The organism is Enterococcus sp. DIV2384 (genome assembly GCF_050534975.1).
GTDB classification, from domain to species: Bacteria; Bacillota; Bacilli; order Lactobacillales; family Enterococcaceae; genus Enterococcus; species Enterococcus faecalis.
The window spans coordinates 2,026,219-2,052,283 of record NZ_CP172905.1 but is presented as its reverse complement, the minus strand read 5'-3'; the positions used below and the strand labels follow the sequence as shown (position 1 = coordinate 2,052,283).

Below are 26,065 nucleotides of genomic sequence, written 5' to 3'. Positions count from 1 at the left end.
TAACCACTCCTTTTGAACAACTAAGATATATATTGTATAATACAATAAAGAATACTTTTGTTCAATATATTAAACTTTTAGATAATAAAAAGAAACAGAAGGAGCAACTATTTTGGAGATTAATACAATTATTGGCAATAATTTAAAAAAAATTAGACAAGAAAAAAAACTTACGTTAGATGAACTAGCTGGGATAACCGGAGTGAGTAAAGGGATGCTTTCGCAGATTGAAAAAGGAACCACCAATCCTACCATAAATACAATTTGGAAAATAAGTAATGGACTCAATGTTCCGTATACGTATTTATTAGAAGATGACTATGTTAAAGAAAATCCCGTGGTAAAAAAAACTGAGACGGTAACACAACATTCTGAAGATCACTCCTATCGAGTCTTTAATTACTACTCAGACAACCAGGAAAGAAATTTTGAACTCTTTCAGTTTGAATTAGATCCAGGGAAAAAGTATCAAGCTGTTGGGCATTCAAAACGTTCGACAGAATATGTCATGGTTATTCAAGGAACATTAGCTATTGAAGTGGGCGGTCAGAGATATCTTCTTCCAAAAGACGCTGCTATGTATTTTGATGCTAATCAAGTACACACGTATATAAATGACGGAACAGAGAAAGTCCAAGCAGTCGTCATTAACTATTATACGTAACAGTGGAAAATAGACATTAGGAAATTGCTACATCTGTTATTTTATGGACAAAAAAAGTAAACAATGCTACCCTAAAAATAATAGAAAATGAAAGATAAAAGAAGAGGTCAAAATGAATAAAAAAATTGAAAGTCTTGGTAATACAGCATTAAGTTTACTAAGTAATACGATTATTGTTGTGCCTTATTTACTTTACATTCAATTGAGTGATGGACACAACCTTCTAACAATTTTACCATTTGTCTTATTTTATACATTGCGTATGACAGGCATTTTTCTGGTTCGAGGAATTAATTTGTCTTTGACTAGTCTAGGTCTACTAAAGATTTCTCTATTGTTAGGCTTGGCAGGCTCCTTAATTGGGATCGCCGGCGCTTTTTCTTTCCCGCTTTATAGTATTTCAGGAATGTTGTTAGGACTTAGTGGGGCGTTGTTGCCACCAAGTAATCAATCAATTCGCTTTTTCTTGAAAGAAGAAGGTCAAAAAATCAGTCATAGCAATCTTTTAACGACAGTCTTATTGACCGCTGTTTTATTTGGCGCTTTATTTTTTAAAGCGACTGAGATTGGACTGGCGTTATTGGTGTACGCGCTCTATTTTCTGGTTGCTTTAGTAGCAATCAAGAGCTATCCTGTTTCATTAAACGAGCTAGAAGAAGAATCAGCAGAAGTTTCACGAAAAGAATTAATTCTGTTTGTTATCTTTTTTGTGTTATTACTTTTATTAAGAAGTGGTCGCTTATTAACGAATGCGGTGGAATTTGATTACGCGATTGTTGGCGCCTGCTGTTTCTTTGTGGTGGCTGTCCTTTTCGTTAGTCATTATGGCAAACGCGGTGCGTATAAAGTATCATTAGAAATGAATCTTGCGACCTTGATTAACGGGATTGTCGGGAACTATTTATTTTTATTTGGTTCCATTTATGTTGCAGGGGTTTATGGCAGAGCTCATATGGGCATCTATCTCTATTTACCTTATGTTTTAGGGATGATTTTTGCAATGATTGCAGCTAGTAAAACGAAACAATGGTCAAACAACATACCAATGGTTGGTCTGGCGGGAAGTTTGGGAATATTACTTCTTACCTCGTGGACTATTTTAGGCCTGTTTCTCTTGAGTTTTTTCAAAAGCACATTGAACAGCTTTTTAGCTAGGCGATATTATCAAGAGACAGATTTGCCAAAAGATAGCCGCATCCTTATCAAATATACAACACAAACAAAAGGGAGTTTATTCCATCAATTTATTTTGATGGCGCTTATGTTAGTCACTGTAGTAGGCAAAGGTGGCACGACACAATTTTTATTAGAATTGACTGGCGGCAAAGGCATTTCAATGCAAACAAGTCAATTTTTAACTTTCATTAAAAATAGTAACTCGCTCTTAGTGTTATTGTTTATTGCAGTTTATTTCGTGGTCGTTTTTCGTCAAAAGAAACGATAATTTACAAATATTAATAAAAAAATACTTGGAAAAACAGTGATTGTGGCTGGTTTTCCAAGTATTTTTTTATGAAAAGATGTTTTTTTTTTTCGAAGATTCAAAAAAAATTAATCAATTGTTTCATTTTTAACAAGCTATTATTAGGTTATATGAATTTTATTGAAAGGGGATTAGTATGAAGAAAAAAACTTTTTCTTTTGTGATGTTAAGTATACTTCTCGCACAAAATTTCGGTTTTGCCGTAAATGCCTATGCTGTAACAACGACAGAAGCACAAACAGAGACCACTGATACAGCAAAAAAAGAGGCAGAGTTATCGAACTCAACACCATCTTTACCTTTAGAAACAACGAATACTTCAGAAATGAATCAACCAACTGCAACAACTGAATCGCAAACCACAGAGGCGAGCACAACAGCTTCCAGTGATGCTGCTACACCATCTGAACAACAAACAACGGAGGACAAGGACACCTCACTTAATGAAAAAGCCCTACCAGATGTTCAAGCGCCAATTACAGATGAACTACTTGACAGTATGAGTCTTGCGCCGATTGGTGGAACAGAATATAGCCAAACAGAGGTTCACCGCGAATTAAATACAACACCAGTAACCGCTACGTTCCAATTTGCTGTTGGAAACACAGGTTATGCACCTGGATCAGTTTATACAGTTCAATTACCAGAACATTTAGGTTATTCAACTGTCAGCGGAGAAGTGACAGGCATTGGCGCAACTTGGGCAGTCGATGCGGCAACCAAAACATTAAGTATTACGTTTAATCAGCGAGTTTCGGATACCTCCTTTAAAGTAGAACTAAAAAGTTATCTAACAACAGAGGCGGAACCATTAATCAAAATTGAAACTCCAGGAAAAAATAAAAAAACCTACTCGTTTGATTTATATGAACAAGTAGAACCAATTCAATATAACGAACGAACCAGAACGACAGGGTTAGATGGCGAAATTTTTTATAATTTAGACCGGACGTTAACTGGCAATCAAACATTAGAATTATTAACAACAGAGACGCCAGGCGCTTTCTTTGGAAAACAAGATAACTTGGAACCTCAAGTTTTCAGTTACGATGTCGACATTAATGGTCAAATTTTACCAGAAACGCAAACCCTGTTAACACCTGGCAAAGATTATACATTAAGCGATAATTCGCTAGGGCGGATTGCTGTAACCGTTCCAAACATGAATCAACAAAAAGCCTATTCCTTATCGATTAATCGGACAATTTATTTAGAGAGTGCTTCGGACTATAACTACTTATATTCGCAGCAGTATCCAACCACAAAAATTGGGTCAATTTCCTTGAAAAGTACGACAGGAACTAAACAAACAACCGATTTTACTGCTAAGACGAGTCAAACAAGTAAAGTAATTGCTGATCGTGAAATGCGTAGTATGTCCTATATCAGTTTTCAAAGCAAAGGGAAATATTATGTAACAATTTATGGCACGTTAACAGAAACAAAAGTGGGTCAACAAATCGTATTAGAGAGTACAAACGGTCAAGAAATTAAGAATCCTAAATTTACGGCGTATGGTCCTTTATATGAAAATGTAAAATTGGAAGACTATTTTGATATTAAAACTGAAGGTGGCAAGCTCACTTTAACGGCCACAAAAGATAGCTATTTAAGAATAAATATTTCTGATTTAACAATGGATTTTGACAAGAAAGATATCAATCTATCATTAAGTACACCTGTAATTGGTCCCAATAAAGCCATTCAGTTACTATCTGATCAATACGTGGAGCCAATCGCTATGTTAAATCCTACGAATGCGGAAGCGACATGGGGAAATTATGATCGAAACGGTGCTTATATGAGTGATACCGAAATTGCTGTAGCAGGTAGTAAGGCCAACCCCATTGAAAATTTAGAGATTAAAATAAAACATCCGCAATATCTATCTGTTAGAGCCACAAAAGATATTTATTTTTCATATTATGTTTTAGGGAAAGATTATACAGTCACACCAACCTTAGATGGTTCGATCATTAAGTTCACTACGCCAATTACAAATGAGCTTGAAATTCCAATTGGCTTTAATTACGTGCCAGATAGTTTACCAAAAGATAAAAGTATTCCTTTTGATAAAATTCCTGTGACAATGAGTGCTGATGGCATTTCCCCTATCGAAACAGAAGTAAATACCAATCGACACATTGGTTCTGAACGAACACTTCAAAGTAGTAAAAATCAATTCCTTGTCAATGCACGAAATGATTCTTTTGACTCACTAAGCGTCCGTACAAAAATTCCAGCTGGCGCCGATGTTCTTTTTGACATTTATGATGTTTCAAACGATCAGGTAGATTCAATTTATCCACAATACTGGGATCGTGGCTATTATTTTGATAAACCAATGTCACCAGACAGTCCTGGATACCCAACGATTACTTTTGACGAAAATACCAATAGTTACACGTTTGATTTTGGAAAAACCAACAAACGTTACATTATTGAGTATAAAAACGCCAATGGCTGGATCGACGTGCCAACTCTTTATATAACAGGGACAGCGAAAGAACCACAATCGAATAATAATGAAGGGTCTGCTTCGGTTTCTGTTCAAAATGAAGCGTTAGACATTTTGAGTGCAACACAAGCGGCGAATCCAACATTAAAAAATGTAACAAAAACGACAGTAACAACAAAAAATATTGATAATAAAACACATCGCGTGAAAAATCCAACGATTGAATTAACACCAAAAGGCACAACCAATGCTCAAATCGATTTGAATTCTATTACCGTGAAAGGCGTGCCAGAAGATGCTTATTCATTAGAGAAGACTACAAACGGTGCGAAAGTCATTTTTAAAGACTATACATTGACAGAAAACATTACGATTGAATACAATACTGTCTCTGCAAACGCTGGACAAATCTATACAGAAACAACAATCGACTCTGAAACATTGAACCAGATGTCTGCTAGCAAGAAAAAAGTCACCACTGCGCCAATCACATTGAAATTCTCAGAAGGTGATGCGGAAGGTATTGTTTATTTAGCAACTGCCACATTCTATACGCATAACATAGAGGATGAAAACCAAGCAATTGCGAAGGTTTCTTTTGAACTAATTGATAATGTCACGCATACAGCAACCGAATTTACAACAGATGAAAAAGGTCAATACTCCTTTGATGCCATCATGACAGGTGATTATACTTTGCGAGTAACGAATGTACCGCAGGAATATTCCGTGGATGAAGAGTATTTGACAGGAAAAGCCATTAAGCTAGTCAAAGGAGACAATCAACTAAAAATTCCATTAACTAAAACAATTGATCACAGTCGCTTACAAGTCAAAGATACAACGATTTATGTCGGCGATAAATGGAAACCTGAAGATAATTTCGTTTCAGCAACAGATAAAACAGGTCAAGACGTTCCCTTCGAAAAAATCACTGTTTCAGGTCAAGTTGATAACACCAAAGCAGGCGTTTATCCAATCGTATACAGTTACGAAGGTAAAGAAGAAACAGCCCATGTGACCGTCAAACCCGACCAATCTAAGTTAGAGGTCAAAGATACAACGATTTATGTGGGAGATTCATGGAAACCTGAAAATAATTTCGTTTCAGCAACAGACAAAACAGGTCAAGACGTTCCTTTTGAAAAAATTGACGTTCAGGGAACAGTGAATGTCGATAAAATAGGCGATTATGAAATTGTCTATAAAAATGGTACAAAAGAAGCGAAAGCAATCGTTCATGTTCGTGATGACAGTTGCTTACAAGTCAAAGATTCAACGATTTATGTCGGTGATTCATGGAAACCAGAAGAGAACTTTGTTTCAGCGACAGATAAAACAGGTCAAGATGTCCCATTCGAAAAAATCACTGTTTCAGGTCAAGTTGATACTAGCAAAGCAGGCGTTTATCCAATCGTATACAGTTACGAAGGTAAAAAAGAAACAGCCCATGTGACCGTCAAACCCGACCAATCTAAGTTAGAGGTCAAAGATACAACGATTTATGTTGGTGATAAATGGAAACCTGAAGATAATTTCGTTTCAGCAACAGACAAAACAGGCCAAGACGTTCCGTTTGAAAAAATTGACGTTCAGGGAACAGTGAATGTCGATAAAATAGGCGATTATGAAATTGTCTATAAAAATGGCACAAAAGAAGCGAAAGCAATCGTTCATGTCCGTGATGACAGTCAGTTAGAGGTCAAAGATACAACAATTTATGTGGGTGATAAATGGGAAGCAGAAGATAACTTCGTTTCCGCGACTGACAAAACAGGTCAAGACGTTCCCTTCGAAAAAATTGACGTTCAGGGAACAGTGAATGTTGATAAAATAGGCGATTATGAAATTGTCTATAAAAATGGCACAAAAGAAGCGAAAGCAATCGTTCATGTCCGTGATGATCGTCGTTTACAAGTCAAGGATACAACGATTTATGTCGGCGATAAATGGAAACCAGAAGAGAACTTTGTTTCAGCAACAGATAAAACAGGCCAAGATGTCCCATTCGAAAAAATCACTGTTTCAGGTCAAGTTGATACTAGCAAAGCAGGCGTTTATCCAATCGTATACAGTTACGAAGGTAAAGAAGAAACAGCTAATGTGACTGTCAAACCCGACCAATCTAAGTTAGAGGTTAAAGATACAACGATTTATGTTGGTGATTCTTGGAAACCAGAAGATAATTTCGTTTCAGCGACAGATCGTGATGGTCATGCTATATCCTTTGATAAGGTTCAAGTAAAAGGGGAAGTTGATACAAAGAAAACAGGAGAGTACCAGATTTCCTATACCACTGAGCCAGTTAATGAAACCAAACCAGCTGTGCAGTCACGACTTTTCTCAATATTTTCAAACGAAACACCTCGTCAATTAACGACAGTAGCAACTGTTCATGTGATTGATCGTAATCCTACACCGCTACCAGATAAAAATGAGAACAACCAGACTAGTTCTTCAACGAATCAAACCACGATAAAAAGTAGTCAGTATGTCACACATATTGTGAAACCTGACAAGCAAGGACGTTATCCAAAAACGGGAGAACAAACTAATGGTCTATATCGTGTGCTAGGACTTGTTGTGTTACTTATTGTGATTATTAGTGGTATAGTCATCAAGAAGAAACGAAAATAATTAAATGAGCGTGGGGCAAAAGTTTAAAGTAACTTTTGTTCCACGCTTAAAAGATGAATAAGTGCATGAATGAGGGTAGCTGTTTCCTTGGAAAATAGGAAGTTTTACAAGTGACTTTTATTTTAAGAACACCTATTAGCAGGTTTTTCTGTTAAGATAGTTATTTTTATGAAATAGTTTGGAGGAATAATAAACGAGATGAACCAGCGAACTATTTATTATGGTAGTATCGGCACAGCCTTATTTCTTTCTTCAGGAATGTTGATTGCTTCAGTGAATAGCTATGCAAACGAAGCGACAACACCAGGCAAATACACCGTGACTTATGAAGTGGATGGCAAAATTGAAACAGCAACCATTACGGTCAAAGAAAATCAAACGGAACTTAAATTAAAAGACACGTTTTTAGGAGTTAATCAAGCATGGTCACCCTTAGACAATGTCGTTTTTCTAAAAGATAAAGAGGGTCGTCCTTTAAATTTAGAAAATGTAATTATAGAAAATAATGTAAATACTCAAAAAGTAGGCCTTTATTTTGTAACCTTCCGTTACGAGTCATACCTTTCTATTGCGAAGGTGTATGTCAACCCTACTAATTTTGCTGCAGAGGGGAATATGCTTGCAGAGCTTCCTTATAGTCAAGCAATGATTGGCCCAGAAAGACCAATTATTGCCTCGAGACAGGACAAGGAGCAACAAACAAAACAGGAGAAAAAGAAAAATAAAATTGAACAGGAACGAGTAAATAAAAAGGTGCTGTTAAATGATGAGTTGTTGAAAAAAATAGATACGATAGCCCCAGTGGAAATTACTGGAGGAGCGGCAAGTGGGTCCTCTCAATTTGGCACCACTTTAAGCTTCCTGTCAGGCTCACTTTTGTATGGAACAAGGAGAGTTTAAATGGAATTCTTGTTATTAGATGATCGGGAAAATTTAAAATTAGCGATTATTAGAAAGTTAGAGCAACAATATTCATTTTCTGAACGAAAAGATCGTTTATGTAAGCAATTAGCTATTTCTCCTTATTTGCTAGAACGGAACATAACAGAAATCAATGCAGATTTGCAACGCTTTGGTCTGATTAATGAGATGGAAATCAGTGAAAAAAATAATGAAATTTTGTTATCTCAAAGCCTTCGTATTTCTTCAAGTATTATTGAAGAATATTATTTAAAAGACTCGTTAGAATTTAATCTATTAAAAACGATTTTCTTTCATCAGTTTACCTCAATCAAAAAATACGGTGAAAAGCACGGGATGAGTCGAACGGTTGTGTACAAAATTGTTGACCATATCCGGAAAGAATTAGGTCAATACGGTATCAAGTTATCCAAAAATTTACAACTTAGCGGCAATGAAATGGCGATTAGACAATATTTTACTATGCTTTATTACCGAATTTACAAAGATTCTGAAGAAGTATATAATCAAACAGATCTTCGCGCAGTGAACCAATTATTGGCTCAATTGAAAGGCTCTTATGAAAATATCACTAATTTTCATTTATTTAAACATTATGTATTGGTGGCGTTAGAACGAACGCAAAGAAAAGCTAATTATTTTTTATCCCAAGAAGAAAATCCATTCGCTTTTGATGAAGAAAGTTCGATTTATCAAGAAATTCAAAGTTGGATCAACGAAGTGATGAAGGCGACTCATGCAGAGAAAAACGCAGAAATTCAAGGAATTATCGGCAATTTATCGGTCTATCAAAGTGAACTCATTTCGGAACATTTGCTGAGTTCTCACAATGAGGCAATTACGGCTACGAAAACATTATTCTTTTCTTATATGCCGTTTACAATTTCGGACGAAGAATTTTATCAAGAAATTGTTCCGATTATTTATCAACATCGTTTTATTACGCCGTTCATCGATATCACCTTACGAATTATGGATTTAGAATTTTTTCAGGAACGCTACCCAATTGTTTTTAATAGCTGTCGTCAGTTTTTATTTGCGTTGGATTGCTCGGCGTTTGAGTTTAGTAAGCTTTCTTTATTTTTTGATTTGCTATTAGTGTTATCCCGTCTTTATGACCAAAGGAATGAAAAAAGCACGATCAATCTTTATGTGAATTTTACGCAAGGAGAAAAATATACTCAGTTTATCAAAGAACAAATCAAAATATTCGAATCTTTCAGCATTCACTTTCATTCAGCGATTCGACCAGATACTGATTTAGTAGTTTCGGATTATTTACCAAAAACGTTATTTTCAGTAAAATGTTTAATTTGGTTAGCGCCCCCGCGAGCCAGTGACTGGCAAAATTTTGGCAACGAAATTGTCCGAATTAATAAAGAGCTACAACAAACGAAACAAAGAAAAAGCGAATAACAGACGAGGGCGGGACAGAATTGTTTAGCTTCGAGGACCAAGTTGTACGCTGATTTTATCTGTTCGTATTTTACAGAGAAATATCGAAGCGTGTAGTGTTGATGCTATTCCCGCCGTTTATCAGGTTTTGAGTGTGGAACAAAAATCCAAAGGGATTTTTGTTCCACACTCGTTTTTTACGAGTAAGAATTGAGAATCAAAAAAAATATCGATATAATTAAAAATAGATGAGTTTTTATTTCCGATAATTCTCATTTAAAAAAGAAAAAGGAGTGTATTTTTATGAAAAAATTTTTAAAAATTAGTCTCGTCTCAGTCATATTATTGTTGATTCTAACTAGTTGTGTCATTGTGAGGATGTGAGAAAATGAAAAAAAATATCTGGTTATCTATACTGGCATTATTAATTTTGACTGGTTGTAAAATTAACATTAATAGTCCACAATCTGCCAGAGATGATAATTACGGTGAGACAACCCAGGCAAGTACTAGTATTAATGAAGTAGATGATAAGCTAGCTGGAACAATGTTTTCAAAAAAAGGAAGCGGTGATGATGTATTTACAAACTTAGCTTTTAAAAAGGGGCCAGTTATAGCAAATATTACTTTCAAAGGAACGGAAAAAATAGTTGTTCGGATCGTGGACAGTGATGGACAAGAAATTGCAAAGTTAATTGATACGCAAGGAAATTACATTGGAAAAACAATGGCTCAAATTCCTAAAGACGCAGATACGTATATTTTAGAAATTAAAGCAGAAGGAAGTTGGTCCATTCAATTTTCAGAAGCAAATACGAAAGCTAATCAATAGCTATTTTGGAAAGAAAGCAGTCTATACCTATCTGAAGTGGAAGAAACGTAATTTTTGTAGAAAAATTAAGCATGAATAAATGGCGATCGAAAAGAAAAATTTTTATTGAATTCTCTAAAGTTTTTCTCAAATATAGTAGAATTCCTTTCTTTTCTTCTGTGAGAAAGATATAATAAAAAACGTATGAACAAAGGAAAAGGGATGACGAATGAATAGAAAAGAGAAAACAAATTTAGATAGTCGAATTGATTACGGCGTGATATTACCAGTTTTTCTTTTATCACTAATTGGTATGCTATCGCTTTACGTAGCGCTTTACAATGATCCAAGCAAACCTAAAATTGGTAGCTTGTTAATGAAACAAGGACTGTGGTATTTAGTCGGAGGATTAAGTATTGTCATTATTATGCATTTTAGCTCAAAATTACTCTGGCGGTTAACGCCCGTTTTTTATGCACTTGGATTAGTCTTAATGGGATTACTACTGAAATTCTATGATCCAGTGCTAGCAGAGCAAACAGGTTCTAAAAACTGGATTCGCTTTGGTGGCACCACATTCCAACCATCGGAATTGATGAAGATTGCGTTTATTTTGATGTTGGCCTATATAGTGACCATGCATAATGTTAAATATGTGGACCGAACACTCAAAAGCGACTTTTGGCTAATCGCTAAAATGCTATTAGTGGCGATTCCGGTAATTGTTTTAGTCCTTTTACAAAAAGACTTCGGGACGATGTTAGTTTTCTTAGCCATTTTTGGGGGAGTTTTCTTAATGTCTGGCATTACTTGGAAAATTATTGTGCCCGCCTTTATCATAGCTGCTCTAGTCGGAGCTGGAACCATCTACTTGGTAACAACAGAAACAGGAAGAGACTTATTGTCTAAAATTGGCATTAAAGCTTATCAATTTGATCGGATTGATTTATGGCTAAATCCTTTCCATACAGATCCAGATCGCTCATTCCAACCAGCGCTAGCATTAACAGCAATTGGTTCTGGGGGCCTTTTCGGAAAAGGCTTTAACGTGAGTGATGTGTATGTCCCTGTTCGTGAGTCAGATATGATTTTTACAGTTGTTGGTGAAAACTTTGGCTTTATTGGTGGCTGTTTCATTATTTTGTTGTATTTTATTTTAATCTACCGCATGATTCGCGTTTGTTTTGATACAAATAATGAATTCTATGCCTACATTGCCACAGGAATTATCATGATGATTTTGTTCCATGTTTTTGAAAACATTGGAGCGAATATTGGTTTACTACCATTAACTGGGATTCCATTACCGTTTATTAGTCAAGGTGGTTCTTCCATTTTAGGTAACATGATTGGGGTGGGCTTAATTATGTCCATGCGTTACCAACAAGAAACGGTTCGTACCAGAAGTGGTCGTTAAAGAAAGAAGAAAGAAGGGGTAGAAATGTACACACTTTATGAATATCCTAAATGCTCAACTTGTAAAAAAGCGAAAGCGTGGTTAGACCAACAAGGCGTTAAATACCAAGCAATTGATATTAAAACAACACCGCCTAGTAGTGAACAACTAGCAAAATGGATGAAAGAAACCGGCTTGCCTGTTCGTCGTTTTTTTAACACAAGTGGGGTTTTATATAGAGAACAAGGCTTAAAAGATCTTGTTGACAGTTTTTCTATTGAAGAAGCAAGTCAGCGTTTAGCTGCGGATGGCATGTTGATTAAGCGTCCAATTCTCTTAAAAGACAATACATTTCTAACGAATGGTTTTAAAGAAGCAGATTACGAAGGAGTGCTTGGAAAATGAGTGAAATGAAACAAATTGATCAATTATGGATCTTACCAACAGAAGCAGGTTATAAAATTGGTTTAACCGCCGAAGCCCAAGAGGATTTAGGAAAGATTACTTTTGCAACGTTTCCAAAAGTCGGACAAACATTAGCTAAAGGTGACTCTTTAATTGAATTAGAAGCAGAAAAAGCAGTCAGTGAATTCAGTAGTCCATTATCTGGTAAGGTAGTCGCGATTAATGAAGCGGCTGATCAAGAGCCAAGTGCGTTAGATGAAGAAAATGCCTGGATTGCTGTTTTAGCAGATGTTGAACCAACAGAATTTGAAAATCTTTAGTCTTACGTTGACAAGGCCAATGTTTATTGCTATAATTTTCTCAATCTAATCAAAAGAAAGCTTTGAAAAGAAGAGTACATGTTAAGGACGTTTGAAGAGAGCCCTGTTTGCTGAGAATGGGTAACAGATTTAAGATGGAAGATGGTCTTTGAGCAGAGTAAGTGAGCGAAGCAGTGAACTTACTACGGGGCGCCCGTTACAGCCAACGGTATGCGAAGAATCAAGTACCGTATGAGGTTATTATTGAGAAATAATAGCGAATTAAGGTGGTATCACGAAATGACAAACTTTCGTCCTTTTTGCTGTAATAGCAAAAGGATGGAAGTTTTTTTGTTTTTATTAAGCAAATTCGTTTCATAAAAAGTGCGAAACCTTCAAAATAAGAAAGTAGAACAGAAAGAAGAGGAGAACAAAATGGCATTAATTGAATTACGTCATGTAAAAAAAGAGTTTTCCGGTAAAGCGGGTAAAGTCACGGCTTTAAAAGATATTGATTTAACGGTTGAATCAGGTGATATTTATGGCATTATTGGCTATTCAGGTGCAGGAAAAAGTACGTTGGTTCGCCTATTGAATGGGCTTGAAACACCTACAGAAGGTGAAGTAGAAATTCAAGGACAAGATATTGCATTGTTGCCAAATAAAGAACTACGAAACTTCCGTAAAAAAATTGGGATGATCTTTCAGCATTTTAATTTATTATGGTCACGGACGGTCCTAGAAAATATCATGCTCCCATTGGAAATTGCTGGTGTTCCAAAACAAAATCGGAAAAGCCGCGCAGAAGAGTTAATCAAGTTGGTTGGTTTAGAAGGACGGGAAAATGCCTACCCAAGTCAACTCTCTGGTGGGCAAAAGCAACGAGTGGGGATTGCCCGTGCCTTAGCTAACAATCCTGACATTTTGCTTTGTGATGAAGCAACGAGTGCTTTGGATCCGCAGACAACCGATGAAGTGCTAGAATTACTACTAAAAATCAACCAAGAATTAAATTTAACGGTTGTATTAATTACCCACGAAATGCACGTGATTCGTAAAATTTGTAATCGCGTAGCCGTGATGGAATATGGTGAAATTGTTGAAGAAGGTAAAGTAATCGATATTTTCAAAAAGCCTCAAACAGAAATTGCGAAACGCTTTATCCAACAAGAAGCGGATAAAAACATTGAAGAAACGGAACTGGTTGTCGAAGAAATGTTGGAACAATATCCGAATGGAAAAATTGTTCGCCTACTTTTCCACGGCGAACAAGCGAAATTGCCAATTATCTCGCATATTGTCCGAGAATATCAAGTAGAAGTCAGTATTATTCAAGGGAACATTCAGCAAACAAAGCAGGGTGCAGTGGGTTCTCTTTATATTCAATTATTAGGCGAAGAGCAAAATATTCTAGCAGCCATTGAAGGATTACGTAAACTTCGTGTAGAAACAGAGGTGATTGGAAATGAATAATCGTGGCTTAGCAAGTTTCTTTGATTTTTCGCAAATTGATATAAGTAAACTACAAGAAAAAACGATTGAAACACTCTATATGACAGGGATTTCAATCATAGTGGTCGCCATTTTAGGGCTGATTTTAGGACTACTACTTTTTGAAACGTCAGGCAGAAAAGGGATTTTGAGCCGATTACTGTATTGGCTAGTGGCCATTTTTGTAAATATTTTCCGTTCGATTCCGTTTATTATCTTAATCGTTCTGTTAATTCCTTTTACAAAAATTATTTTAGGGAGTATGTCTGGTGTCAAAGGCTCCTTACCAGCATTGATTATTTCCGCAGCACCTTTTTATGCTCGCATGGTCGAAATTGCTTTTCGTGAAGTCGATAAAGGCGTGATTGAAGCAGCCAAAGCAATGGGGGCCAACCGTTTCCAAATTATTTGGAAAGTTTTATTACCAGAAAGTCTGCCAGCGCTTGTTTCTGGCTTAACCGTTACAACCATTTCCTTAGTGGGCTACACTGCAATGGCAGCTGCTATTGGAGCGGGTGGTTTAGGAAGTTTGGCGTATCAAGATGGCTTCCAACGTGGTCAAAATACAGTTACCTTAGTAGCAACGATTTGTATCTTAATTATTGTCTTTGCGATTCAATGGCTTGGGGATACAGTCGCTAAAAAAATAGATAAACGATAAATGGAGGGAATAAGATGAAAAAACGTACATTATGGTCAGTAATTACTGTAGCAATAGCTATCTTAATTTTAGGGGCGTGCGGCAATAAAAAGAGTGATGACTCGGTCTTGAAAGTTGGGGCTTCGCCAGTTCCACATGCAGAGATTTTAGAACATGTAAAACCTTTATTAGAAAAAGAAGGCGTAAAACTAGAAGTGACGACTTATACAGATTACGTGCTACCTAACAAGGCGTTGGAAAGTGGCGATATCGATGCCAACTATTTCCAACATGTGCCGTTCTTTAATGAAGCGGTTAAAGAAAATGATTATGACTTTGCGAATGCAGGTGCGATTCATTTAGAACCAGTTGGGCTTTACTCGAAAAAATACAAATCGTTACAAGAAATTCCTGATGGTTCAACGATTTACGTTAGCTCTTCCGTTTCAGATTGGCCACGCGTATTAACTATCTTAGAAGATGCTGGTTTAATCACGCTGAAAGAAGGGGTAGACCGGACAACTGCTACTTTCGATGATATTGATAAAAATACTAAAAAGTTGAAATTCAATCATGAAAGTGATCCAGCAATCATGACCACTCTTTATGACAATGAAGAAGGGGCTGCGGTTTTAATTAACTCAAACTTTGCCGTGGATCAAGGATTAAATCCGAAAAAAGATGCGATTGCCTTAGAAAAAGAAAGTTCACCTTATGCCAATATTATTGCGGTTCGTAAAGAAGACGAAAACAACGAAAATGTAAAAAAATTAGTCAAAGTGTTACGTAGCAAAGAAGTCCAAGATTGGATTACGAAAAAATGGAACGGTGCCATTGTTCCAGTCAATGAATAAAGAGAAAAAGACAATAGAATAAAAACTTGAGGTCGGGACAGGCGTGTTAAGCTTCAAGAAATAAGAAGAAAGTTCTGAAAGATGCTTTTTGTCTCTCAAGGACGTTCAGCTTATTTCCGAAGAAGCTGCTCCTGTCCCGTTGTTTATTTAAAATTTTAAAGCTAGGCAGATACATCATGTTGATTTACTTGCCAAGTCTAAGTTTTTTTCTTTTAAAAAAGGACTATAAATGATAAAGTTACAAGGAATTTCTTAATTATCAGGAAAATTCAGGGACTATGCATAGGCATTTGCATTAGTTATTGTTATAATAATTAAGATAGATTTTTTGGAATGGAGGGAAAAAGATGTTACGTTTTTTTCCGCAAAAAAATAAATATGTAGAAGAAGCAAGCCAGTACGCCTTTGATAAAGAAGGCCAAATTCCGCAGCACATTGCCATTATTATGGACGGAAATGGCCGGTGGGCACAGAATCGAAGACTGCCGAGAATTGCTGGACATAAAGAAGGCATGGATACGGTCAAAAAAATAACGAAGCATGCTAGTCATTTAGGCGTTAAAGTTTTAACACTTTATGCATTTTCAACGGAAAATTGGAAGAGACCAACAGATGAAGTCAATTTCTTAATGCAATTGCCTGTTGATTTTTTTGATACATTCGTGCCTGAATTAATTAAGGAAAATGTTAAAGTCAATGTAATGGGCTACCAAGAGTTTCTACCAAGCCATACGCAAGATGCTGTTAAGCGCGCCATTGAGCAAACCAAGGACAATACGGGCATGGTTTTGAACTTTGCTTTGAATTATGGGGCGCGTGCGGAGCTACTAACTGCCATGAAACAGATTGCTGCAGAGGTTTCAGAAAAAGCATATACGGCAGATGAGATTACAGAAGAAACGATCGCAGATCACTTAATGACTGGCTTTTTACCCACGGAACTTCGCGATCCAGAATTGTTGATTCGAACAAGTGGGGAAGAGAGAATTAGTAATTTCTTGCTATGGCAAATTGCTTATAGCGAGTTGTTTTTTACAAAAGCATTATGGCCTGATTTTTCAGGGGACACTTTAGAAACCGCGATTGCTTCTTTCCAAAATCGTAATCGTCGTTTTGGAGGTCTAAAAGAAACTACAGAAACAGAAGGGAGCGATCCGCAGTGAGACAACGTGTCATCACAGCTATCGTCGCATTAATCATCTTTATTCCAATTATCTGGTATGGTGGTTTTGCAATTGAGATTGCCGCTGTTGCTTTGGCAGTAGTCGGCGTGTACGAGTTATTCCGTATGAAAGGATTAACGTTATTAAGTTTTGAAGGTGTTTTATCAGCATTAGGGGCCGTTTTTTTAGTTATCCCAACAATTAAGTGGTTAAACTTTTTGCCGGAAATGCAAACAAATTTCATTTTATTTTATGTCACTGTGATGTTGTTGTTAGGTGCTTCGGTAATTTCTAAAAATACATATACGATTGAAGAAGCTGGCTTTCCAGTTATTGTCAGTTTATATGTAGGGATGGGGTTCCAGAACTTTATTAGTGCCCGTTCCGCAGGTTTTGAAGTCTTGTTATTTGCTTTATTCATTGTCTGGGCAACGGATATTGGTGCATATCTATTTGGACGCCGATTTGGTCGTCATAAATTGATGCCAGATGTTTCACCCAACAAGACAATAGAAGGTGCACTTGGTGGTATTTTATCAGCCGTGGTTGTAGCAGCGTTGTTTTTAGTTTTCACAGCTAATAAAGGGCTATTTCCTTATCCAATGCCGGTGATGCTCGTATTGACGGTTCTATTTTCTATAGTAGGGCAATTCGGTGATTTGGTTGAATCTTCTATCAAACGTCATTATGGCGTGAAAGACTCTGGTAACATCTTGCCAGGACATGGCGGTATTTTAGATCGTTTTGATAGTTTATTATTTGTTTTCCCAATTATGCACTTATGTGGATTATTTTAAATTGATTAACAAAATTTAAAAAAGTATCGTCAAATAAGCAAAAATCCAGAAGATAGACTCTTCTGGATTTTTGCTGTTTATAGGGTTAGTTTAGGTAACTTTTGAGTTATTTAATTTCTAAGAGTAATTGTATAAAGGCGACTAAAGTTTCTAAAAATTAAATAGGTGATCGGATGTTAAATATCTGAACATTTAGAGGAAAATTCGATTGTTAAAAATTAAATTATAACAATCGAATAACACTGGAATGTTTATTTCAATAAAGCCATTGACGTTTAGCATAGATAAATTTATACTTAAAAGAAGAAAAGCAAAATAATGTATTTTATAAGCTTGTTCAATCGTGGTGAGAGTTATTCATAAATTTAAACAAGTAAAGAGAAGATAATTTATAGATTTGTGAACGCGTTCTTCATACAAGGTTATAGATTAGGATTATATTTTTGATAATCTAATGTAAAGGATTAATTCAATGAAAAAATTTTTAGAGAATAGTATGCACCAAGCCGTAAAAGCTTGTTTTTTCTTTTTAGGTAAACTACCTAAAAAGAAGTTATTTATTTTTGAAAGTTTTCATGGAAGACAGTATAGTGATAATCCACGTGCAATTTTTGAGTACATAAGAGATAACTGTCCTGAATATCAATGTATTTGGGCAGTCAAAAAAGGATATGAGATGCCTTTTGTGGAAGAGAATGTTCCTTTCGTCAAACGATTAAGTTGGAGATGGCTATGGTTGATGCCAAGAGCTCAGTATTGGGTTTTTAACACGCGGATGCCAGCTTGGATGTATAAGAATCAAACAACAATCTATATACAGACGTGGCATGGGACCCCTCTAAAGAAACTGGGCTTAGATATTGAAACAGTCAAAATGCCAGAGCATGAAACAGAGAGCTATAAACTAGAAGTCCTTCAAGAAGCAAATCGTTGGGATTATCTCATCTCACCTAATGCATATAGTACGAGAGTATTTCGACAGGCCTTTCATTATGGAGGGGAAATATTAGAAGTAGGATATCCGCGAAATGATTTGTTAGTTTGTGAAAATAAGGACAAAATAGCTTTTTCTGTTCGCAATCAGTTAGGCCTTTCAGCCAATCAAAAAATTATTCTTTATGCCCCCACGTGGCGTGATGATGAGTCTATTCGAAAAGGAGCCTATCGTTTTACCAATCATTTGCCAGTTGAACAACTTTTAGCAATTGATTCTTCTGTTGTTATACTTACACGACTACATTATTTAATTGCAGAAAGTTTTGATATAAGTGCATTTGGTTCACGTGTAATCGATGTTTCTTCTTATCCAGATATCAATCAACTTTATTTAATCGCTGACTTATTAATTACAGATTATTCATCGGTTATGTTTGATTTTGCATTAACAAAAAAACCGATGCTATTTTTTATGTATGATAAGGAAAAGTATCAAAATAGTACAAGGGGATTCTATTTTGACCCAACAGCAATTTTGCCTGGGAAAATAGTGACAGATACGGATAGCCTAGTAACGTCTGTAAAAAACGTATTGTTTTCTAAAACGGAACAGGAACAACGTTTATATGTGCAGTTTTTTCGTGAATTTTGCCTTGAAAATCAGGATGCCACTAGACAGCTGATTTCAGAAATTTTAAAGAGATAAAAAGCCGGAGGGTGTAGGTTGGAAAAACAAAAAGAAGTCCAAAAAGAATATGAAGAGTATCAATATATGTTAGATACTGAAACGTGGAAAAAGGAGTTAAGTCAATTTAAGCTGTCCTCTTCAGAAAAAATATCAAAAAATCCTAAAGTCTCAATCATTATTGCTAATTACAATAATGCACCATATCTTAAAAAGATGATGGATTCTCTTGTTCAACAAACCATTGGGATTGAGCAATTGCAAGTGATGTTTATTGATGATTGTTCCACAGATCATTCGTTAAAAGTAATAGAACCATATCTTGAAAGATATCCGAATATTGAAATTTATCAGCTGCTTGAAAACACTGGAGGAGCTCACGGCCCAAGAAACGTAGGGATTGTAAATGCACGTGGTGAGTATAGTGTCTTCTTAGATGCAGATGATTGGTATGATTTAAATGCATTGAAATATTTATCAGACCTACTAGATGACTCTCACGATGATTTTGCTGTTTCTGGTCTAATACAGAGTACGGATGGCCACTTAATGTTAAAAAGTAAGCCATATTATGTGGATGGGTCATTTAAAAATCGGTCTATCCAAGAATTGCCAGCTGAATTTTATGGTTGGTTAGGACCGCAAGCTATCATGTTAAGAACTTCACTGATACACAATAATAATTTACACTTTGTTAATCAACGGGTGGCTGATGATGTGCTGTTCTTTTATGAAGCCATGCGATTTTCAAAAACCATTACACAAGGGGAAAGGTTAACGACTTATTTAAATCGAGATGCAGATAATGAAAGTTTAAGCAAATCAATTAATCGGACATTTATGCTTTCTTGGTTGCGTGCGTTAAGTTATATCAATCAACAGTTTCCAGATGATTTGTCTAAAGAACGGATGTTAGCACGCCGTTTAGAATGGCTAATTTATGACTTTTGTATTCGGAGGGATACTGGGTATCCATTCAGTAAAAAGCGATTACAAGACTTTAAAGTACAGATGGATCAGTATTTAGGTGATGAATTGAGTTTTGATCCTAGCCCGTATTTTAGAAGTGATGTGCGCCAAATCATTTGGACATTTTTACAAACTAACGATATTGATGGTTTGTATTGGTTTATTCAATGTCAGTCCATTCGTTGGGTGTTAGTCAATCGCTTTGGTTATGTTTCAAAAACAGAGAGAAGTTATTATTATCCAAGATTATTGAAACGATTCCCAGCAGTTCGCATGAATGCTTATGCAAAAGCAACGCAACGTGAAGGCAATATGCTTTCTTTAAATGTGTATACACACCAAAAAATTACAGGATTTGAAATAAAAGAGCTGAAAAATCCTTTTGAAACAAGACAGAGGCTGGCGTTTAAAAAAATTAGTGAAACTAGTTATCAGGTAGAGTTGCCAGAAAAATTTTCAAATAAAGAAAGTAGATTTACGATAGTTTTTGATAATTATTTAGAAATTGGGGTTAAAGATTTTAGTAAGTTTTTTGCTTAAATTTTGTCCGTTTAAATCAGGATATTTTGAGTATACAACTATAAATGATAAGTGAGGGAAATTTGTTTTATGGAAAATGTGAAAGTGTCAGTTATTGTACCCGTCTATAACGTAGAAACCTATTTAGAAGAGGCATTAATGAGTTTGAAAAACCAAACATTGAAAGAAATTGAATTCTTAATTATTAATGATGGCTCTACTGATAATAGTCAAAAAATTATTGAAGAAATTGCACAAGATGATCCACGTTTTCGCGTTTTCAATGTTAAAAATGGGGGAATTGGAAAAGCCTTTAACTTGGGTGTTTCAGAAGCAAAAGGTGAGTATATTGCTGAATTTGAAAGTGACGATTATGTAGCATTGCATGCCTATGAGCGTTTATACAATACGGCTAAAAGTCACCATGCAGATGTTGTCCGTTGTAACTGGGTTGAATTTTCTTCTGAAGAAGAGGTCGAGCGAGATATATTATGGCAATATCCCGATAAATACAATCAATTGATTGACTTAAAAACGACGGATTTAATTGTACAAGTTTATCCATGGAATGCCATTTATAAAAAAAGTATGATTGAGAAAGAAAACGTAACTTGGGATGAGGAAATTAAAAGTTATGGGGATACTGGTCTATTTTGGAAAATTAATTCAGCATCTCAGAATGTTATTTTTATTAAAGATTGTTTGTATTTTTATAGACAAGACAACCCAAATTCGACAGTAAATAATGTGGCAACAAAGGTTCCTTTCTTGTTTCAACAATTTAAACTAATTCGTTCAAATTTAATTGAACAAAATAAATTTGAACGCTACAAAGGTTATTTTTATAAACAAATGTTCGAAAAATACTTTTGGGCGATTGAAAAATTAACCCATTTACGTGATGAGTCGGTTTATGAAGTGATTCAAAAGGTGGCAGTAGATTTTAGACAAGCTTTAGAAATAGACCAGCTGAATGATATCGATTTTGAATACATCAAACAATTTTATCAAATTGCAAATGATCCAGCAGCTTATTATGAGGACTACTTGAAAAATCTGTATAAAGTTAGTGTTGTCATGCCGATTCACAATGCTTCAAAATATTTAAGACAAACATTAGAAACTGTTTGTGAGCAGTCTTTACGTGAGATTGAAATCATTTTAGTAGAGAATGGCTCTACAGATAATACCATGGATATTATTAACGAATTTGCAGTAAAAGATCCGAGAATTACGGGGATTTCTATTGGCAAAAGTAATCCTGGACACGCAAGAAATGTGGGCATTTCGATGGCACGAGGACGGTATTTGCAATTTCTGGATGCAGATGATCATTTTGAAGCGAATTTATTACAAGACGCTTATTATCGGGCATATGATAGTGCAACAGATATTCTGTTATTTGGCATGAAAGAAAAGTTACCAAATGGAGAAGTGCACGTTGTTCACAATCCATTACTAACTAATGGTGGACGTATGTCTGGTGAAGAAATTTCATTGGATGAAGTAACTCCTTATTTATATGACAAATTATTTTTATTAGAATACATCAAAGAAAATAATTTGGTAAACTTAGAACAATTTGTTGGTGAGGATGCTTATTTCACTTATACAGCATTATTAGGTACCGAAAAAATTGTTGCCTTAAACAAATATTTGCTGACACGAATCGTTAGACAAGATGGCTTGATGTCTACGTATGGAATGAATTATCGTGATGAGTTCAATTTACATGACAAAATGTTGGAGTACTTAAAACAACATGCTCCAAATCGAATTGAAGCATATCGGTTAAAAATTATTAATACATTAAACTGGTTTATTTTTGACATGAATCGTGTTGATCAAGCATTTAAAGAACGTTTCTATCAAGAATTAAAAGAGAAATACATCCAACAATTAGGGCTAGACTTAGTGAAAAAAGAAAAATATTCTAATGATCCAGAACAAGTAGAGCGTATCACACGAATCCAAAATATTTTACAATACAATCTAGAAATATATCAAAATATTTATAAAGATTTTGGGATGAAAAAAACCTTTATTATTCCGAATGTTCATATTCAAGAGCGTGGAGGTAAAGTAATTTTTGGACAAGAGAAAGCCCAGGGAAATGGGACGGCAATTGAAATGTTTTCAATTATTATTGCAGATAACGATACAAGCAATGCCAGCGGAGTAATTGATTTCGTTTATATGGGTGACAATACAAAAATAATTCATGATAGTTTATTAGTATCTTTATTAATTAAAAAAGAAGGTACTACTTTAAAATCGATTGTTTTACAAGCCGAGTGGGAAAAAGGCTATACCTTACTACAAGAAAATATGTATTATACTTTCGTAGACAATGTTTTTACAATTTGGGCGGGCTATACTCAAAAATATGCAGCATTTGATTACAATGTTCGAATTTTGACTTCTCGAGAAGGGGAAACACATTTTAGTGTCGTTCGACAAAACCAAGGCTATATCCAAGATACAATGACAAGTATTGGTAACGAATTAACACCTATCAATAAAATTGAAGGAAATGAACCTACAACAATTAAAAAAGCTGTATCAAAAAGTCTTAAAAAAGCAAAAGGGTTGTTGAAATAACATGTAAAAAAGATTCTTAAACATGAACGAATAATAAGTAATTAACAGAGAAAGTAGGAGCGGAAAAATGAAAAAAGCAGCAATTATGGGCTGGTGGTATAACCAAAATTATGGATCAATCTTAACATACTATGCTCTAAACAAATATGTACAGAATAAAGGGTACGAGACGGTAATGATTGATGGACCACTAGGTTATAAAAACAGAAGTAACTTTCGAGCATGGATGCCTTTAGCGTATAATTTTTTTAAGAAAAATAATATGCCCTATACTGAGCAATTAACAAAAGAAACGTTACCGACATTGAACGATTTAGAAAATCTAGATACCTTTATTTTAGGCTCTGATCAAATGTGGAATCCGTGGAATGGTTGGGTAGACGACGATGATTTCTTAGATTTTGTTTATCCTCGTAATAAAACAATTGCTTATTCTGTTTCATTAGGAAAAGCAGATACAAGTAAATATGATCCCAAATGGGTTGCAAACCGCAAAAAAGATATTACACAGTTTAATCATGTTTCTATGAGAGAAGATTTTTCTGTACAAATTATGAAAGATATTTTTCAAGAAGAAGTTATTCAGGCTTTGGATCCAACCTATCTTGTTGAAAGAAGTGAATATGATTCTTTAGCTGATCAAGCTACGTTTAAACGACAAGAATCAGGAGATTATATGGCTGTCTTTTTCTTGGATATTAACAAGGAAAAAGTTCGTGTAGCACTAGCGATCGCAGAAAAATTGGGACTGAAATTAGTGGTCTTGCCTAATCCTTTAAAAGGACGTGAACTAGCGAAAAAAACGTTTCCTAATACAGTAGAATATGTTTCTGAAGATACACCAGAAAATTTCTTATCTGTTTATCGAGAAGCAAAATATATTATTACTGATTCGTTTCATGGCACTGTTTTTGCGACTATTTTCCAAAAACCGTTTTCAATTTTTTATAATGAACAACGTGGAATTGACCGCTTTAATAGCTTGATGAACCTGTTTGAGCTTGGCGAAACTAGACGTGTCTATGAGCAAAACACAAAACAAGAAATTGAAGAAAATAAAAATATTAGTTTAGCACTTGACTATCAAAAGACCGCTGGAAAGATTGCTAGAGAAAAAGAGATTTCAGATAAGTGGTTAACCGATGCGTTGACAAGTAAATTTAGCCCAGATGAAGACGAAGTATATGATGAATTTAGACGATATATTATCAATAAACCTTTGGATTTTTATCGAGCTAAAACAACTGTTCCGATTTCCGAAGCAATTGTTTTATCGCCAAATGGTACGATAAAAAATTCCAATCCTAATGAAAGCTTTTGGAAGCTAACAGATAAAGAATTAATTTTTATGAATAATCATCGTGAAGTCACTACAAGATTTAATCGTGAAAAGTTTAAGGGAAAGGAAACGTTCAGTCCTTTTAGAATCGTCGGTAAATATGTGAAAGATGAAAAAATCGAACATGTTATGTATTTGCATCCGATACAAAAACCTAAGCCTAAACCGAAACAAGGCACAGAAAAAAAAGCATTAGCAATTCCCGAGAATCTTTTAACAAGAAAACAATTAATTATGAAAATTGTGCAAAATGAGAGAATTCGTTCGTGGAAACAAGATCTTTTAGAAGAATTACCAGATTTAGAGTTATTTGTAGGTCGTGAATTAAAAGAATATGCTTCGAATTTTGTTGGTGGTCCAGCAGACCTTTTAATTTTTCCAAAAACGATAGAAGAAGTTGCTTTAATTGTAAAATATGCTAAAAATAATCAGATTCCTTTAACTGTTATCGGTAAAGGTTCAAATATTTTAGTCCGTGATGGTGGTATCCGTGGGATTACTTTAAATATGACTGCCTTGAATTATCGTAAAATTACGGGGAATGTTTTAACAGTTTCGGCAGGTGCAAGTTTAATTGAAACATCTTATTATCTACTAGAACACTTGAAATGCGGTTTAGAATGGGCAGATAATATTCCAGGAACCATTGGTGGCGCAGTTTATATGAATGCTGGGACAGTTAAGGATATTAATAGTATGTTTCTTGAAGCTACGATTGTAGATGAAAATGGAGAAATTAAAGTTTTAAATAAAGAAGATGTTCAATTTAGTCATCGCTATAGTTCATTTATGGATCATCCTGAGTGGATTATTTTAGAAACTAAATTACAGATTTCAGAAGGTAATTTAGAAAATATGGTAAATGACATGGTAGGAACTGTCGAAATTAGAGAAAGGATGCACCCACTAACACATCCAAATCATGGGTCAACTTTTACTTGGGGACGGGCACCTCGATTAATTCAACAAGCTGGCTTAGTTGGTACTAGAATTGGTGGGGTAAAAGTATCTGAAAAACATCCAGGTTTCTTTATCAATGTTGAACAAGCCTCTGCTCAAGACTATGAAGCATTAATTTATTTAATTATTGCAAAAGTTTATGAATTTTCTGGATTTTTATTAAAACCAGAAGTGAGAATTTTAGGTGCAAATATGTGGGAAGCAAGTTTAACTTTTAAATAAACAGGGGAGTGTGTGACATGAAGAAAATAATCACAATAATTGTGTCTTTAGCAATTGGTATCGGTTGTGGTTTTTGGTCAGGATATTACATCAGTAAAAAATATTCAGAAAACCAAGAGACAACTATTTCCAAAAGTACTAACTCAGAACAACCTTTGATTACAAATGGAGAGTATCAAGTAACAGCTAATTGGGATTGGAAAACATTAGTTGTTAAAGATAATGTGTGGACATTGGATGGCAAACGTATTTATGATGTTTCCACTACAAATGATAATATTGTGATTTTAAAGGGAAAAAATTTGAAATCACTTGTAGTTTATAAAATAGAAAAAGATAACGAAAAAATCAACTTATATTCTTACACAAAAGAAGGCGTTGGGAAAAAAGTATTGGCTACTCTAGTGAAGAAATAAATAA

General features: G+C 35.1%; 19 protein-coding genes and 1 other annotated feature. All 19 genes read left to right on the top strand.

All coding sequences use genetic code 11. The features are described from left to right. The first annotated feature begins 112 nt into the window (after positions 1–112). The 19 genes from IGK54_RS09810 to cpsH all read left to right on the top strand — a co-directional run bounded on the left by IGK54_RS09810 (position 113) and on the right by cpsH (position 26,061). Positions 113–664 carry a helix-turn-helix domain-containing protein gene (locus IGK54_RS09810; RefSeq protein WP_002376638.1) on the top strand — a complete coding sequence of 184 codons (552 nt, stop codon included), beginning with the start codon at positions 113–115 and terminating at the stop codon, positions 662–664. A 112-nt stretch (positions 665–776) separates the two neighbouring features. Further along, positions 777–2,108, top strand: a complete 1,332-nt coding sequence (locus tag IGK54_RS09805) for a hypothetical protein (RefSeq protein WP_002407190.1) — start codon at positions 777–779, stop codon at positions 2,106–2,108. A 175-nt stretch (positions 2,109–2,283) separates the two neighbouring features. Then, complete coding sequence (fss2, locus tag IGK54_RS09800) at positions 2,284–7,242, top strand: fibrinogen-binding MSCRAMM adhesin Fss2 (protein WP_430602940.1); 4,959 nt, start codon at positions 2,284–2,286, stop codon at positions 7,240–7,242. A 198-nt stretch (positions 7,243–7,440) separates the two neighbouring features. Continuing rightward, on the top strand, positions 7,441–8,142 hold the full coding sequence (locus IGK54_RS09795; RefSeq protein ID WP_002356634.1) for a bacterial Ig-like domain-containing protein: 702 nt from the start codon (positions 7,441–7,443) through the stop codon (positions 8,140–8,142). Further along, on the top strand, positions 8,143–9,579 hold the full coding sequence (locus tag IGK54_RS09790; RefSeq protein WP_002388348.1) for a helix-turn-helix domain-containing protein: 1,437 nt from the start codon (positions 8,143–8,145) through the stop codon (positions 9,577–9,579). It abuts the gene before it with no gap. 367 nt (positions 9,580–9,946) lie between these two features. Continuing rightward, positions 9,947–10,390, top strand: a complete 444-nt coding sequence (locus tag IGK54_RS09785; protein WP_142957408.1) for a hypothetical protein — start codon at positions 9,947–9,949, stop codon at positions 10,388–10,390. A gap of 208 nt (positions 10,391–10,598) precedes the next feature. Then, the gene (locus tag IGK54_RS09780) at positions 10,599–11,786 is read left to right on the top strand and encodes an FtsW/RodA/SpoVE family cell cycle protein (RefSeq protein WP_002367107.1); all 1,188 of its coding nucleotides are present in this window, start codon (positions 10,599–10,601) and stop codon (positions 11,784–11,786) included. 24 nt (positions 11,787–11,810) lie between these two features. Then, positions 11,811–12,170, top strand: a complete 360-nt coding sequence (locus IGK54_RS09775; protein ID WP_002376650.1) for an arsenate reductase family protein — start codon at positions 11,811–11,813, stop codon at positions 12,168–12,170. Positions 12,171–12,175: 5 nt separating this feature from the next. After that, positions 12,176–12,490: a glycine cleavage system protein H gene (locus IGK54_RS09770; RefSeq protein WP_011109554.1), complete on the top strand. Its 315-nt coding sequence runs from the start codon at positions 12,176–12,178 to the stop codon at positions 12,488–12,490. Positions 12,491–12,543: 53 nt separating this feature from the next. Further along, positions 12,544–12,791: a binding site (T-box leader), on the top strand. A gap of 113 nt (positions 12,792–12,904) precedes the next feature. Further along, positions 12,905–13,942, top strand: a complete 1,038-nt coding sequence (locus IGK54_RS09765) for a methionine ABC transporter ATP-binding protein (RefSeq protein ID WP_116593205.1) — start codon at positions 12,905–12,907, stop codon at positions 13,940–13,942. Beyond that, positions 13,935–14,621: a methionine ABC transporter permease gene (locus IGK54_RS09760; protein ID WP_002356640.1), complete on the top strand. Its 687-nt coding sequence runs from the start codon at positions 13,935–13,937 to the stop codon at positions 14,619–14,621. The genes IGK54_RS09765 and IGK54_RS09760 overlap by 8 nt, the downstream gene beginning before the upstream one ends. A 14-nt stretch (positions 14,622–14,635) precedes the next feature. Continuing rightward, positions 14,636–15,454 carry a MetQ/NlpA family ABC transporter substrate-binding protein gene (locus tag IGK54_RS09755; protein WP_010712702.1) on the top strand — a complete coding sequence of 273 codons (819 nt, stop codon included), beginning with the start codon at positions 14,636–14,638 and terminating at the stop codon, positions 15,452–15,454. A 347-nt stretch (positions 15,455–15,801) separates the two neighbouring features. After that, the gene (locus IGK54_RS09750; protein WP_002362225.1) at positions 15,802–16,617 is read left to right on the top strand and encodes an isoprenyl transferase; all 816 of its coding nucleotides are present in this window, start codon (positions 15,802–15,804) and stop codon (positions 16,615–16,617) included. Further along, positions 16,614–17,414, top strand: coding sequence for a phosphatidate cytidylyltransferase (locus tag IGK54_RS09745; RefSeq protein ID WP_002359680.1), 801 nt, complete (start codon positions 16,614–16,616; stop codon positions 17,412–17,414). The genes IGK54_RS09750 and IGK54_RS09745 overlap by 4 nt, the downstream gene beginning before the upstream one ends. A 472-nt stretch (positions 17,415–17,886) precedes the next feature. After that, positions 17,887–19,056, top strand: a complete 1,170-nt coding sequence (locus tag IGK54_RS09740; protein ID WP_002395351.1) for a CDP-glycerol glycerophosphotransferase family protein — start codon at positions 17,887–17,889, stop codon at positions 19,054–19,056. Positions 19,057–19,074: 18 nt separating this feature from the next. After that, a complete protein-coding gene (locus tag IGK54_RS09735) occupies positions 19,075–20,544 on the top strand; it encodes a glycosyltransferase family A protein (RefSeq protein ID WP_142957406.1) in 1,470 nt (489 codons plus the stop codon). 69 nt (positions 20,545–20,613) lie between these two features. Beyond that, positions 20,614–23,124, top strand: a complete 2,511-nt coding sequence (locus IGK54_RS09730; RefSeq protein ID WP_142957404.1) for a glycosyltransferase family 2 protein — start codon at positions 20,614–20,616, stop codon at positions 23,122–23,124. Positions 23,125–23,191: 67 nt separating this feature from the next. After that, entirely contained in the window at positions 23,192–25,645 is a 2,454-nt protein-coding gene (gene murB, locus IGK54_RS09725; protein ID WP_016627369.1) for a UDP-N-acetylmuramate dehydrogenase, read from the top strand. Positions 25,646–25,662: 17 nt separating this feature from the next. Then, complete coding sequence (gene cpsH / locus IGK54_RS09720; protein ID WP_002387128.1) at positions 25,663–26,061, top strand: lipoprotein CpsH; 399 nt, start codon at positions 25,663–25,665, stop codon at positions 26,059–26,061. Positions 26,062–26,065 lie beyond the last annotated feature (4 nt).

Coding starts and splice junctions, on each gene's coding strand:
- IGK54_RS09780 (WP_002367107.1), top strand. CDS start 10,599: ATGAATAGAAAAGAGAAAACAAATTTAGATAGTCGAATTGATTACGGC.
- IGK54_RS09775 (WP_002376650.1), top strand. CDS start 11,811: ATGTACACACTTTATGAATATCCTAAATGCTCAACTTGTAAAAAAGCG.
- IGK54_RS09730 (WP_142957404.1), top strand. CDS start 20,614: ATGGAAAATGTGAAAGTGTCAGTTATTGTACCCGTCTATAACGTAGAA.
- IGK54_RS09795 (WP_002356634.1), top strand. CDS start 7,441: ATGAACCAGCGAACTATTTATTATGGTAGTATCGGCACAGCCTTATTT.
- IGK54_RS09805 (WP_002407190.1), top strand. CDS start 777: ATGAATAAAAAAATTGAAAGTCTTGGTAATACAGCATTAAGTTTACTA.
- IGK54_RS09765 (WP_116593205.1), top strand. CDS start 12,905: ATGGCATTAATTGAATTACGTCATGTAAAAAAAGAGTTTTCCGGTAAA.
- IGK54_RS09770 (WP_011109554.1), top strand. CDS start 12,176: ATGAAACAAATTGATCAATTATGGATCTTACCAACAGAAGCAGGTTAT.
- cpsH (WP_002387128.1), top strand. CDS start 25,663: ATGAAGAAAATAATCACAATAATTGTGTCTTTAGCAATTGGTATCGGT.
- IGK54_RS09740 (WP_002395351.1), top strand. CDS start 17,887: ATGAAAAAATTTTTAGAGAATAGTATGCACCAAGCCGTAAAAGCTTGT.
- fss2 (WP_430602940.1), top strand. CDS start 2,284: ATGAAGAAAAAAACTTTTTCTTTTGTGATGTTAAGTATACTTCTCGCA.
- IGK54_RS09750 (WP_002362225.1), top strand. CDS start 15,802: ATGTTACGTTTTTTTCCGCAAAAAAATAAATATGTAGAAGAAGCAAGC.
- IGK54_RS09790 (WP_002388348.1), top strand. CDS start 8,143: ATGGAATTCTTGTTATTAGATGATCGGGAAAATTTAAAATTAGCGATT.
- IGK54_RS09785 (WP_142957408.1), top strand. CDS start 9,947: ATGAAAAAAAATATCTGGTTATCTATACTGGCATTATTAATTTTGACT.
- IGK54_RS09760 (WP_002356640.1), top strand. CDS start 13,935: ATGAATAATCGTGGCTTAGCAAGTTTCTTTGATTTTTCGCAAATTGAT.
- murB (WP_016627369.1), top strand. CDS start 23,192: ATGAAAAAAGCAGCAATTATGGGCTGGTGGTATAACCAAAATTATGGA.
- IGK54_RS09755 (WP_010712702.1), top strand. CDS start 14,636: ATGAAAAAACGTACATTATGGTCAGTAATTACTGTAGCAATAGCTATC.